Source organism: Jiella sonneratiae (genome assembly GCF_017353515.1).
Lineage (GTDB): Bacteria > Pseudomonadota > Alphaproteobacteria > Rhizobiales > Rhizobiaceae > Jiella > Jiella sonneratiae.
Map to the genome: position 1 here is coordinate 38,556 of NZ_JAFMPY010000008.1, position 12,607 is coordinate 51,162.

Here is a 12,607-nt window from a genome sequence, read left to right on the forward strand (position 1 = left end):
CGACGGACCGCACCGCCAAAGCGCCGAAAAATTTGCCGCCGCTCCTTGACTCCCCGATCCGACAGACACTATCTCGCCGGCGTTGGCACTCCATCAAGGAGAGTGCTAACAAGATTTCGGCCGGAGGCTTGCGAAGCTTCGGCCCCACCGTCCAACAAAGGGTTCATACGAACATGGCAGCTGTGAACTTCCGTCCCCTGCATGATCGCGTCGTGGTGCGCCGCGTGCAGTCCGAGGAGAAGACCGCTGGCGGCATCATCATCCCGGACACGGCGAAGGAAAAGCCCCAGGAAGGCGAGATCGTCGCCGTCGGCACCGGCGCCCGCGACGAATCCGGCAAGGTCGTTCCGCTGGACGTCAAGGCCGGCGACCGCGTGCTGTTCGGCAAGTGGTCCGGCACCGAGGTCAAGCTCAACGGTGAGGAGCTCCTGATCATGAAGGAGTCCGACATCATGGGTGTCGTCGCCTGAGGCGGCCCCGACCAGTTTCGCATTCCCCGATCTGCAAATCGAACGATAGGCGCGGCGCCCCGACGCGCGCGCCAAGGAGAAATCGGATATGGCAGCCAAAGAGGTAAAGTTCGGCCGCGACGCCCGTGAGCGCATGCTGCGCGGCGTCGACATTCTCGCCGATGCCGTGAAGGTCACGCTCGGCCCGAAGGGCCGCAACGTCGTCATCGACAAGTCCTTCGGCGCCCCGCGCATCACCAAGGACGGCGTCTCCGTCGCCAAGGAGATCGAGCTCGAGGACAAGTTCGAGAACATGGGCGCCCAGATGGTGCGCGAAGTGGCCTCGAAGACCAACGACAAGGCCGGTGACGGCACGACCACGGCGACCGTTCTCGCCCAGTCGATCGTCAAGGAAGGCGCCAAGGCGGTTGCCGCCGGCATGAACCCGATGGACGTCAAGCGCGGCATCGACGCGGCCGTCCTCAAGGTCGTCGACGCGCTCGGCACCGCCGCCCGCTCGATCGACACCTCGGACGAGGTCGCCCAGGTCGGCACGATTTCCGCCAATGGCGAGAAGGAAATCGGCGAGATGATCGCCGCCGCCATGCAGAAGGTCGGCAACGAGGGCGTCATCACCGTCGAGGAAGCCAAGACCGCCGAGACCGAGCTCGAAGTCGTCGAAGGCATGCAGTTCGACCGTGGCTATCTGTCGCCGTACTTCGTGACCAACGCCGAGAAGATGGTCGCCGAGCTCGACGACGCTTACATCCTTCTCCACGAGAAGAAGCTTTCGAACCTTCAGGCCATGCTGCCGGTTCTGGAAGCCGTCGTCCAGTCGTCCAAGCCCCTGATCATCATCGCTGAGGACGTCGAGGGCGAGGCTCTGGCCACGCTCGTCGTCAACAAGCTGCGTGGCGGCCTGAAGATCGCCGCCGTCAAGGCTCCGGGCTTCGGTGATCGCCGCAAGGCCATGCTCGAGGACATCGCGATCCTCACCGGCGGCACGGTCATTTCCGAGGACGTCGGCATCAAGCTCGAGAACGTCACCCTCGACATGCTCGGCCGCGCCAAGAAGGTCTCCATCACCAAGGAGAACACCACCATCGTCGATGGTGCCGGCGAGAGCGAGCAGATCAAGGCCCGCGTCGGTCAGATCAAGGCCCAGATCGAAGAGACCACTTCCGACTACGACCGTGAGAAGCTCCAGGAGCGTCTCGCCAAGCTCGCAGGCGGCGTCGCGGTGATCCGCGTCGGCGGTGCGACTGAGGTCGAGGTGAAGGAGAAGAAGGACCGCGTCGACGACGCCCTCAACGCGACCCGCGCGGCCGTGGAAGAAGGCATTGTGGCCGGTGGCGGCGTCGCGCTCCTGCGCGCGTCCAACGCTCTCGACATCAAGGGTGCGAACCCGGATCAGGACGCCGGCATCAACATCGTCCGCCGCGCGCTCCAGGCTCCGCTGCGCCAGATCGTGATCAACGCCGGTGCTGAAGGCTCGATCGTCGTCGGCAAGATCCTCGAGAACGAGTCGCTCTCCTTCGGCTACAACGCCCAGTCGGGCGAGTATGGCGACATGATCCAGATGGGCATCGTCGATCCGGTCAAGGTCGTGCGCTCGGCGCTGCAGGACGCGGCTTCGGTCGCGGGTCTCCTCGTCACCACCGAGGCGATGATCTCCGAGGCTCCGAAGAAGGACTCGGGCGCACCGGCGATGCCGGGCGGCGGCATGGGCGGCATGGGCGGCATGGACTTCTAAGAAGCCGTCAGGCTTCACTGAATTCCTGTTGGATCAGATCCGCTTGTTCAGGGGTGGCCCTTCGTTGGGCCGCCCCTTTTTGCATCCGACAATCGCAGAACCGATCCAGTCGGCGCCACGTTTTCCGCAGCGTTCACCGAAAACCTCAATTACCGTCACCGCCGTCAATCAATTCCTGATGGTTTGCCGCGCATCATTCCGCTGCGTCATTGGGGAAATGTTCCATGCCACGACTTCTCAGCTTCCACGGCCGCATCGGTCGCACGACCTACTGGATGGCGTTTGCGACCAGCATCGCGCTGATCCTGTGCGGCGTCGGACTGATCGCCGCCGGCGGCGGTGGTCATGGAACTGCCCTGACACTTGCCGGACTTTTCTTTGTTGCCCTCAACGCGTGGATCTCCTGGGCGACGACGGTCACACGGCTGCACGACCTCGACCTGTCCGGCTTCTTCGCTCTCCTCACTTTCGTCCCCTTGGGGAGTTTCGTCCTCCTCGGCCTCTGCGGCTTCAAAGCCGGGACGCCGGGGACGAATCGCTTCGGCGTACCGGCGAGCTTCGGCTACGGCCATCTCGACGAGGCGATGGCGGCCTTTGACGAGCCGAAACTTTCGACGGTTCAAGAGATGAAGCCCCGCACGGAGCAGCAGGCCTGGGCCGGTGATCGTATGACGCCGCAGCGCGCAGCTCCGGCGCCGACGAAAGCATACGCCCTGGTCGGCGCCGCCGTTGACGGCCGGCAGCCGGGCTTCGGCCGCCGCGGCCTCTCAGCCTCCTGAGCCGGCGCAGCCGGCGCGTCGCGCTACGGCGTCCATGTTCCATGAGGTGACAAGCCCCTGTTTAGGCAGGAACGTTTCGCCGGTCATCGCCGTTTATGGGGCATCGGTCGTCCGAAAAGGAACGACCCCATCGGAGCAACGACAATGGTCGACAAGAACGAAGTCAAGGGTGCCGCCAAGGAGATGGGCGGAAAGGTCAAGGAAGCCGCCGGCAAGGCCATGGGCGACCACGAGATGGAAGCCAAGGGCAAGGTGGACCAGGTCGAGGGCAAGACCCAGAAGAACTACGGCAAGATCAAGGACGCGGTGAAGGACCAGACCAGCCGGCATTGATCCTGCCGTCTGAACCGCAGTCGCAGACGAACGGCCGCCCCGCTGGGCGGCCGTTTCGCGTTTTGCGGCACGGTGGCCGCCTTTCGCCCCATCCGACACTTTGGGCCCGGTTGCGGCGGGGGCCGCACATGCCGGAACCGACGATACGCCGCGACCCCGATCGCTCACTTGCCGTCGGCGGCCAAACGGTTAGTTTGGAGCCAATCGAAACTGGGCCGTCCCGGCGCGGGACCCGCCCTTGTGGCCGCGCGGCAGCAGGCCCTCAATCGGCGACGAGGAGGCGATCGTGGTCACCTTCACCCTGAATGGCCGGGAAACGACGTTCGACGGCGATCCCGACACCCCGCTCCTGTGGGTGGTGCGCGACGGCGAGCGGCTGACCGGCACGAAATACGGCTGCGGCATCGCCCAGTGCGGCGCCTGCACCGTGCATGTCGACGGCATGACGCGGCGGTCCTGCATCACCCCGATCTCGACGCTCGAAGGCTCGAGCGTCACCACCATCGAGGGGCTCGAGGGCAGTGAGGCCGACGCCGTGCAGGCGGCGTGGCGCGCCATCGACGTGCCGCAATGCGGCTACTGCCAGTCCGGGCAGATCATGTCGGCCGTCGCGCTGCTGCAGCTCAGTCCGGCGCCGAACGACGACGACATCGACGGCGCGATGACCGGCAACATCTGCCGATGCGCCACCTACAAGCGCATCCGGCAGGCGATCCACGACGCCGCCAAGACGCTGGAGGGCTGAGCCATGGGCATCCAGAACCTTCGCCCGACCCGGCGCGCCTTCCTTGCCGGCGGCGGCCTCGTGATCGGCATGACGCTGGTCGGCCGCGGTGCCCGCGCCGCACTCATCAAGGGCGCGCCGCAGGGCGCCCCCGGCCGCAATGCCGACCTCAACGCCTTCGTCCGCGTCGCGCCGGACGGCACCGTGACGGTGCTCTCCAAGCATCTCGAAATGGGCCAGGGGCCCTATACCGGCCTCACCACGATCGTCGCAGAGGAACTCGACGCGGACTGGAGCCAGATGCGCGTCGCCGCGGCTCCCGCCGACGACGAGCTCTACAAGAACCTCGCCTTCGGCCTGCAGGGCACGGGCGGCTCGACCTCGATCGCCAATTCCTACGAGCAGCTGCGCAAGGCCGGCGCGACGGCGCGGGCGATGCTCGTCGCCGCCGCAGCGGCCGAATGGGGCGTTGCGGCGGAGGAGATCGCGGTTTCGGCCGGCCGCATCCGCCATGCCGGCGCCGGCAAGGAGGCCGGCTTCGGGGAATTCGCCGACAAGGCGGCCAAGATCGAGCCGCCGTCGGAGGTGAAGCTGAAGGACCCCAAGGACTTCAAGCTGATCGGCACGGACCGGCACCGGCTCGACACCGACGGGAAGACCGACGGCACGGCGGTCTTCACCCTCGACGTCCTCGCCGACGACATGCTGGTCGCGATGGTCGCCCATCCGGCGCATTTCGGCGCGACGGTGAAGAACTTCGACGACGGCGAGGCGCGGCGGGTGCCGGGCGTCGTCGACGTCAAGAAGGTGCCGCAGGGCGTCGCGGTCTATGCCGAGAACACCTTCGCGGCGCTGAAGGGCCGGGCGGCGCTGAAGATCGACTGGGACCTCTCGGCGGCCGAGACCCGCTCGAGCCCGCAGATCTACGAAGACTATCGCGCGGCGATGCAGGGCGACGCCTTCGAGGCGGCGAAGCGCGGCGACGTCGGCCAGGCGCTGTCGGCGGAAGGCATCACCTCGATGGCCGCCGAGATCGTCTTTCCCTTCCTCGCCCATGCGCCGATGGAGCCGCTCGACGCCGTCCTGATGACCGCCGAGGACGGCGCGATCGACTGCTACAACGGCTCGCAGTTCCCCGGCCAGGACAAGGCGGCGATCGCCGAGGTCTGCGGCGTCGATCCCGCAAAGGTCCGGATCAACGTCCAGCTCGCCGGCGGCTCCTTCGGGCGCCGCGCTCAGTTCGGCTCGCCCTACATGCGCGAGGCCGCGGCGGTGTTCAAGGCGTCGGGCATGAAGCGCCCGGTCAAGCACATGTGGACCCGCGAGGACGACATCCGCGGCGGCTTCTACCGCCCGATCTACCTCCACTCGATCCGGGGCGCGGTCGACAAGGACGGCAACATCACCGGCTGGGACCACACCATCGTCGGCCAGTCGATCATGGGCAAGGACGGGCTCGACGACACGACCGTCGAGGGCACGGCCGACATGCCCTATGCCATCCCGAACCTGCGCGTCCTCGCCCACCAGCCGAAGCTCGGCGTGCCGGTCCTGTGGTGGCGCTCGGTCGGCCATACCCACACGGCCTTCGCCGTCGAGACCTTCCTCGACCGGCTGCTCGACCGTGCCGGCCGCGACCCCGTCGAAGGCCGGCTGGCGCTGCTCAAGGATTCGCCCCGTCACGTCGGCGTTCTGAAGAAGGTCGCCGAAATCGCCGACTGGGGCGCGCCGCTTTCCGAGGGGCGGCAGCGCGGCGTCGCCGTCCACAAGAGCTTCAACACCTATGTCGCCGAGATCGCCGAGGTGTCGATCGCCGAGGGCGGACTGCCGAAGGTTCACAAGGTCTGGTGCGCGGTCGACTGCGGCGTGGCGGTCAATCCGAACATCATCCGCGCCCAGATGGAGGGCGGCATCGGCTACGGGCTCGGGGCGATCCTGTTCGACGCGATCGATCTCGGCGAAGGCGGCGCCGTGGTGCAGTCGAACTTCGACGACTACCGCTCGCTGCGGATCAACGAGATGCCGGACGTCGAGGTGGCGATCGTTCCATCGAGCGAGGCGCCGACCGGCGTCGGGGAGCCGGGCGTGCCGCCGATCGGGCCGGCCGTCGCCAATGCCTGGCGGCGCCTGACCGGACAGCCGGTGCAGAGGCTGCCGCTGACGAGCGGGCTCGTGGCCTGAGGCGGGTTCCGCCTCTGCCACAAGCAGCCGGGCGGCTCGCCGGCCGCTCCACGAAGATCACGAACTCGGCTGGTGGGCTTTCGATCCCGGCATGGGCCAGGCGGCTTCCACGAGACGGAACCGGATGCCGGGATCGGACCATCAGCAGAACGGCGGACACCTTTCCGGGCCGCGCCAGACGCCAGGATCAAGATGCAGAGACAAGACCGGCTCCTCCAGGCCTTCGCATTCGCCGCCCTGCTCGCCCTGCCGGGCCTCGGCCTCGCCCAGGACCGGGCGCCCGAGGCGCCCGCGCCGTCGACGCCGGCCCTGCCGGACAAGGGCCAGGACGACCAGAAGACGTTGAAGCCGGTCTCGGCCTTCGACAACATCGCCGACGAGACCGAGCGGTCGGTCGCGATCTTCCAGGAGACCGGCAAGGTGCTGCTGCACCCGCGCTGCGTCAACTGCCACCCGGCGGGAGACCGGCCGCTGCAGGGCATGGACCAGCACCTCCACCAGCCTCCGGTCCGGCGCGGCGAGGCCGATTTCGGCGTTCCCGGCATGATGTGCAACACCTGCCACGGACCGAAGAACGTCAACGTCGTCGCCCAGAGCGAGGACATCAAGTCCATTCCCGGCAATCCGAAATGGCGGCTCGCACCGATCGAGATGGCATGGCAGGGCCGGACCCTCGGCGACATCTGCCGCCAGATCAAGGACGAGGACCGCAACGGCGGCAAGACCCTCGCCGAGCTCGTCGACCACATGGCGAACGACGAGCTTGTCGGCTGGGGCTGGCATCCCGGCAGGGGCCGCGAGGCGGTGCCCGGCACCCAGAAGCAGTTCGGCGAACTCTACAAGGCCTGGGCCGCCACCGGCGCGCATTGTCCCGACGGCTGACGCGCCGCCCCCCCCCCCCCCGCGGCTCGCCGGGATCGGGCTTCCGGCGGCTGGCTGCCGCCGGCTGCCCCGCACAACCGCACTGCAGATCGAACCGGCACCTCGAGCGCCGCCCGGCGGCCTTTACTTCAGGTTGCGCCGGATCCGCGTGTATTTAGACGTTCGCATACCGCCGTTTCTTCAGCTGACGAATATTTGATCGCCGCACGCGGCCTTTGCGCGCCCGTCATCAGATTGAGGCGCCTGTTTCCCCATGGTAATTCTGGCTCCGATACATTCCATCTGATCGCATTGTCGGGGAGGCTTCCATGCTCAAGACGAGTGTGGCGTTCTGCGCTGCCTTGTGGTTTGTCTCCGGTGCCGCGGTGGCGCAGGAACGGGATCACCCGCTGCGCCCGCTCAGCCAGCACGACTTCTACCGAGTCTTCGGCACTTCACCCGCCACGACCACCGACGCGCAGGCCGAGGAGGCTCGCATCACCAGCGAACGCCGCTGGGACGAGAGCATGGGCACCGCGACCGACGTGCTCTCGGCGGCGATCGGGAAGGCCGATGTCACCGATCAGACGCTGACCAATTCCACCGCCCTTCTCCGACTCCTGAGGCTCCGTGGCGATACGCTGACCTATCTCTATCTCTGGCACCTCGTCGCGCTGGACACGACGGCCGTCGATCACGCGCCGACCGGCCCGGGGATCATGCATCAGCAGGTGGGGCCGGCACGCTCGTCGCGGGCGCTCGCGATGGTCCATCAGGCGCTGTTCGAAGTCGCGAACGCGTTGAACGGCACCCCCTACGCCACCACCCTGCACACGCCCCCCTCCTTCGATCTCTCCGTGCCGCCGGGCCTGACCGGACCGCAGAAGGAGAAGTTCCTGCGGGCGCGCGAGGCGGCGGCGATGACGGAGGCGGCCTATCTGACGCTCGGGCTGCTCTATCCCAATCTGCGGCAGGCGACGCTTCACACCGCGGCGCCGGGCCTCTCGCAGCTGTCCTGGTTTTCGACGGAGTCCGCGCGCACCAGCTTTTCCGACGCGCTCTGCTCCGATCTGGCGCCGGCGCTCAGCCTGCACGTCTATTACCAGTGTTCGCTCAAGGCGATCGAAGGCGATAACGACCCCGACCTCGACCTGCTCAAGCAGGCCCGCGAGGACGGCGTGGCGATCGGCCGCGAGATCGCCGGCACGATCAAGGCCGAACGCGAGGGCGACAATGCCCGGCTGGAGGAGCCGGAGCTCGACGCCACTTTCGACTACCGTTTCCGGCCGGACGCGCCGAACCGCGTCTTCGTCCAGTGGCTGCAGGATCCGGTCTCCAAGATCAGCACCGCGCTCGGCGGCAACTGGATGCATGTGAAGCCGTTCGCGCTCAAATCCAACTACCAGTTCCGTCCCTCCGAGGCGGACGCGCCGCGGGTCGTCCTGCCGGTCGGCGGCACCGCCCAGCAGATCGTCGACGCCGCCCGCAAGCTGAAGTCCTACAATGCCGTGGCGAAGTGGGGCACCGATCCGCGCTTCGACGGAACCGGCGCCGGGACGCCCGGCGCGCCGAAGCTCGATCGCCTCTTCCTGGCGCAGTACTGGGCCTATGACGGCACCGCCTATCTCTGCGCGCCGCCGCGGCTCTACAACCAGATCGCCCTGAAGGTCTTGGCGCGGATCCGCGACCTGCAGAGGACGGGCGCCGCCCCGGAACTCGTCGGCCGCGAGCGGATCGACACCAACAGCACGGCCGACGTGGCGCGCTTCCTCGCCCTCGTCAACTTCGCCATGGCGGATGCCGCGATCGCCGCCTGGGACGCCAAGTTCTATTTCCAGTTCCCGCGTCCCGTCACCTATATCCGCGCCGTGCAGGCGCTCGATTCCCGCAACGAGGCGGTGGCCGGGTTCGAGCCCGCCGGCGCGGGAACGACGGGCGCCCTCGACCCCGGCCAGGCGGGCGGGCAGTCGCCCATCGAGTCCTTCGCCGCGCCGCAGAACGCGCAGGTCGAGACCGGCGTGCCCTATCCCGTCCAGGAGGTCGCCGGCGCGCCGGTGCCGACGCCCGCCGCACGGACGGAGCAGGACAGGTTCCTGCTTCCGCGGGGCGCGGCGAGCCAGACGAAATGGTTCCCCGCGGGTGCGCAGGTCACCAATTCCGATGCGCCCTTCAACATCACGCCGCCCTTCCCGGCCTATGTTTCCGGCCATGCGGCCTTCGGCGGCGCGCTCTTCGGCGTCCTGCGCCAGTTCGTCTCGCCGAAGATGGAATTCACCTTCAAGTCCGACGAGTTCAACGGCTACAGCAAGGACGTCTTCAACTACGTCCGCTGCGCCGCCGGACCCGGCGGCAGCCGGCGCGACAAGGTGACGCCGGCAAAGTTCTGCGCGCCGAGGCCGATGACGCTGGACTGTGCCGAGCGGGAAAACGCCGACAGCCGGATCTGGATGGGCGTCCACTGGATCGACGACGCCGACGACGGGATCGTCCTCGGCAACCGGGTGGCGCGACAGGTCTATGCGACGCTGATGGCGCCCCGCAGCGGCGCCAGGGCGCAGGCGGCATTCTCGGTGCAGCCGGCCGACTACCCCGACGCCGGCAGGAACATGCGCGAGAAGCTGCTCTGCAAGGACATCACGATGAACGACCTGCCGACCGGCTGGTCGAGCGAGAACGGCGAGGTCGGCTTCGGGGCGGTCGAACTGGTCAATATCGAAGCGATTCGTCCCTGAGATTGCTGGACTGCGGCTGATTCAGCGCGCTCACGGCCGTCCCGGCGGCGCCTGCTGTGCGGCAGACCGTCCGGGTTTCGGCGAGCCCGACCGTCTCCCACCGGAAATTATTTGAAGGCTCGGGCGCCGGTCGATTCGACCGGCGCCCGAACTCGGCGCTTTGCCCCGTCCGCCAGCCTCAGCCCTCGACCAGCCGGCGCGCCTGTTCGACCCAGCGCTCGTCGCCGATTCTGCCCGGAAAGCCGAGCTCCTGCTCGACCCAGACGGTCTCGCCGGGCGTCAGACCCGCGATCTGGTCGAAATGATAGATGCCGCGGTCGAAGAGCAGCTTCTCGATCGCCGTTCCGATACCCTCGATGCGCGTGAGGTCGTCAGGATTGCCGTGGCGCGGCGCCGGCAGGCCCTGCGGCGCGCTGGCGCTCACATCCTGCCTTCCCGCCGGCGCTTCCGACGCCGTGCCGGCCGCGACGGTCTCGACCGGAGCCTGGGCGCCCAGGGTGCGGAAGGCGGCCCTTTGTTCCGAGCCGCTTTCGCCTTCCGGGGCGGCATCGTCGACGAGGCTCTCCTTGCCGAGGATCCCGTCCGGCTCGATCGCCGGCCCGCTGCCCTGCGACCTCTCCGCCTTCTCGGTCAGGCGGCGATAGTTCAGCGTCCGGAAGTCGTTGTCGAACTTTTCGGCCTTGTGCTTCTCGGCAAGCGGGTCCGGCGGCAGGCGGCGCTTTTCCTGCGGCGGCGTCGGTCCGTCGGGATTGGAGAAGGCGAGCTTGGCGCGGCGCTCGGCATGGATCGTCTTCGGCTTTTCCGGCGCCTTTTCGGCCGGGGCCGTGCCCGGCGCGAGGGTCGGCATCATGTCGATCACCCGTTCGCCGCTCTTGCCGCGGATCACCTCGGCCGAGACCATGCTGCCGCCGAACGTCGCGAAATGCGCGGTCGGGACCGGCTCGCCCGGGGCCTTCGCGGCTTCCCGCGTCGCCGGCTTCCAGGAAGAATCGCGCTTGCGGCGCAGCCGCTCGCGCTCGCGCGCCGCCTCGTCCTCGGAAAGATGCGAATAGTCCAGCGTCCGGAAATCGCGGTCGAAGGCACCGGCCTTGTGCTTTTCCTCCAGCGGATCGGCGACCCCGCGCATCGGGGGCGCGTGCTTGCGGCCCTCCAGCCGCTCCTGGCATTCCTTCGAGGCGCTCACCGGATGGTCGGCTTCGAGCTCCTCCGCGGTCACGCCCACCTTGGCATCGTTCGCGCTCATCGTTCCTGTCCCGGTCCTTGTCCCGTCGTCGCTCTGGTTCATGGCAGATCCGGCTCCTCCCTCGCCCGCAGGCCCTCCCGGCGTGGCGATCGACGCCTCCCGGCCGGCGATCCGCGAGACCCGCTCGGCCAGCACGGCGCTGCGGCGATCCCCGTCCGCCGGTGCCTGGCCCTTCGGGCTGGCGTTCCGGTCCTCACGCGGAGGTCCGGCGCGGCGAAGCACGATCGCCACGGCAGCCCCTGCGAGGAGGAGAATCAGCCGCCCTGCCCTGGACCACACACGCGACCTCCCGAGGATCGAGACCTTCGTCTTCAAAGCTAGTTTGGAGCGAGCGTAGAGACAACCGGCGACGCGTCGAAAAGCTCAATTGTCCGAAGACGTTCATGCAACCCGCCCATCGCGGCAGCCATGCTGACGGATCGGCGGCCGATCGGACGGTGCCGGCGGCCCCGGGCCGGACGTGCGGCGCGCCCTGCCGCGGCATCTCGTCGCGCCGCGCGTCCGCTCCACCCCTTCGGCCTCGAAACGCCGCGGCTCAGGCGAACTCCGCGGCGACCCGGTGGAGGATGCTGTGGCGCCGCGCCAAGGCGTCGATGTCGCGGGAATAGCCGCCGCCGATCACCGCCGCGACGGCGATCTGCCGCTCGCGGAAGAAGCCGATGACCCGGCGATCGCGTTCGGCGAGTCCCTCGTCGCTGAGCGCGAGACGGCCGAGCCTGTCGTCGCGATGCGGATCGACGCCGGCATTGTAGAAGACGATGTCGGGAGAAGCCGCGGCGCAACCGAACGCCAGCGCCTCGCCGAGCACCGCCAGATAGTCGGCGTCCGCCGTGCCGTCGGCGAGCGGGACGTCGAGGTCGGAGCGCGCCTTTTCCGGCGGATAGTTGCGCTCGGCATGGATCGAGAGGGTGAAGACCCGCGGCTCGGCGGCGAAGATGCGGGCCGTGCCGTCGCCCTGGTGGACGTCGCAGTCGACGACGAGGACGCTCGCCACGTCGCCGTCGGCCAGCAGCACCGACGCGGCGACCGCGACGTCGTTGAACACGGAAAAGCCGGCGCCGCCCGCACGGCCCGCGTGATGGCTGCCACCGGCGGTGTTGCAGGCGAGGCCCTCGCCGAGGGCAAGCCGCGCCGCGAGCATCGTGCCCCCCGTCGCACAGCGCGAGCGCATCGCCACCCGCTCGTCGACCGGAAAGCCGATCGCCCTTTCGACCGCCGCGGGCACCGCGTGGAAGAGCACCTGGTCGACGTAGCGCGGATCGTGGGCGAGCCGCAGCCAGGCGGGCAGCGCCGGGGCCGGAACGTGGAAGCCCGCCGGGCCGACCACCCCGTCCTCGACGAGGATTTCGGCGAGGCGGGTGAACTTCGACATCGGGAAGCGGTGACGGGCGTCGAAATTCGCGTCGAAGGCAGGATGATGGATGATCGGAACGCTCATGTCCCGGCATAGATAGGAGCCGCCGCTCCCGCGCCAGGCGAAACGGCCGGCTGTTTGCCGCGCGGGGCCGGGTGCGGGACGGCCCGACACGAAAGTGCCCCCGTCCGCCCTTGC

Annotated in this window: 10 protein-coding genes; 8 read left to right on the forward strand and 2 right to left on the reverse strand. The window is 68.4% G+C overall.

All coding sequences use genetic code 11. The features are described from left to right. Positions 1-173: 173 nt before the first annotated feature. From groES to J1C47_RS09595, 8 genes are all read left to right on the forward strand, one after another. Complete coding sequence (gene groES, locus J1C47_RS09560; RefSeq protein ID WP_207350533.1) at positions 174-470, forward strand: co-chaperone GroES; 297 nt, start codon at positions 174-176, stop codon at positions 468-470. An 88-nt stretch (positions 471-558) separates the two neighbouring features. Beyond that, positions 559-2,202, forward strand: a complete 1,644-nt coding sequence (gene groL, locus J1C47_RS09565; protein ID WP_207350534.1) for a chaperonin GroEL — start codon at positions 559-561, stop codon at positions 2,200-2,202. Between the two features lie 224 nt (positions 2,203-2,426). Next, positions 2,427-2,981: a DUF805 domain-containing protein gene (locus tag J1C47_RS09570; protein WP_281065500.1), complete on the forward strand. Its 555-nt coding sequence runs from the start codon at positions 2,427-2,429 to the stop codon at positions 2,979-2,981. A 144-nt stretch (positions 2,982-3,125) separates the two neighbouring features. Next, positions 3,126-3,314, forward strand: coding sequence for a CsbD family protein (locus J1C47_RS09575; protein WP_207350536.1), 189 nt, complete (start codon positions 3,126-3,128; stop codon positions 3,312-3,314). A 286-nt stretch (positions 3,315-3,600) separates the two neighbouring features. After that, the gene (locus J1C47_RS09580; RefSeq protein ID WP_207350537.1) at positions 3,601-4,059 is read left to right on the forward strand and encodes a 2Fe-2S iron-sulfur cluster-binding protein; all 459 of its coding nucleotides are present in this window, start codon (positions 3,601-3,603) and stop codon (positions 4,057-4,059) included. A 3-nt stretch (positions 4,060-4,062) separates the two neighbouring features. Next, positions 4,063-6,219 (forward strand): xanthine dehydrogenase family protein molybdopterin-binding subunit, encoded by a 2,157-nt coding sequence (locus J1C47_RS09585; RefSeq protein WP_207350538.1) that lies wholly within the window; start codon positions 4,063-4,065, stop codon positions 6,217-6,219. A 192-nt stretch (positions 6,220-6,411) separates the two neighbouring features. Beyond that, on the forward strand, positions 6,412-7,101 hold the full coding sequence (locus J1C47_RS09590; RefSeq protein ID WP_207350539.1) for an Isoquinoline 1-oxidoreductase subunit: 690 nt from the start codon (positions 6,412-6,414) through the stop codon (positions 7,099-7,101). 308 nt (positions 7,102-7,409) lie between these two features. Further along, positions 7,410-9,812, forward strand: coding sequence for a hypothetical protein (locus tag J1C47_RS09595; RefSeq protein ID WP_207350540.1), 2,403 nt, complete (start codon positions 7,410-7,412; stop codon positions 9,810-9,812). A 178-nt stretch (positions 9,813-9,990) separates the two neighbouring features. On the opposite strand, the gene J1C47_RS09600 is transcribed toward J1C47_RS09595, so the two are convergent. Beyond that, positions 9,991-11,055 carry a hypothetical protein gene (locus J1C47_RS09600; protein ID WP_207350541.1) on the reverse strand — a complete coding sequence of 355 codons (1,065 nt, stop codon included), beginning with the start codon at positions 11,053-11,055 and terminating at the stop codon, positions 9,991-9,993. A 535-nt stretch (positions 11,056-11,590) separates the two neighbouring features. Continuing rightward, a complete protein-coding gene (locus tag J1C47_RS09605; RefSeq protein ID WP_207350542.1) occupies positions 11,591-12,493 on the reverse strand; it encodes a histone deacetylase family protein in 903 nt (300 codons plus the stop codon). Between the last annotated feature and the right edge of the window lie 114 nt (positions 12,494-12,607).

Coding starts and splice junctions, on each gene's coding strand:
- groES (WP_207350533.1), top strand. CDS start 174: ATGGCAGCTGTGAACTTCCGTCCCCTGCATGATCGCGTCGTGGTGCGC.
- groL (WP_207350534.1), top strand. CDS start 559: ATGGCAGCCAAAGAGGTAAAGTTCGGCCGCGACGCCCGTGAGCGCATG.
- J1C47_RS09570 (WP_281065500.1), top strand. CDS start 2,427: ATGCCACGACTTCTCAGCTTCCACGGCCGCATCGGTCGCACGACCTAC.
- J1C47_RS09575 (WP_207350536.1), top strand. CDS start 3,126: ATGGTCGACAAGAACGAAGTCAAGGGTGCCGCCAAGGAGATGGGCGGA.
- J1C47_RS09585 (WP_207350538.1), top strand. CDS start 4,063: ATGGGCATCCAGAACCTTCGCCCGACCCGGCGCGCCTTCCTTGCCGGC.
- J1C47_RS09590 (WP_207350539.1), top strand. CDS start 6,412: ATGCAGAGACAAGACCGGCTCCTCCAGGCCTTCGCATTCGCCGCCCTG.
- J1C47_RS09595 (WP_207350540.1), top strand. CDS start 7,410: ATGCTCAAGACGAGTGTGGCGTTCTGCGCTGCCTTGTGGTTTGTCTCC.
- J1C47_RS09600 (WP_207350541.1), bottom strand. CDS start 11,055: ATGAGCGCGAACGATGCCAAGGTGGGCGTGACCGCGGAGGAGCTCGAA.
- J1C47_RS09605 (WP_207350542.1), bottom strand. CDS start 12,493: ATGAGCGTTCCGATCATCCATCATCCTGCCTTCGACGCGAATTTCGAC.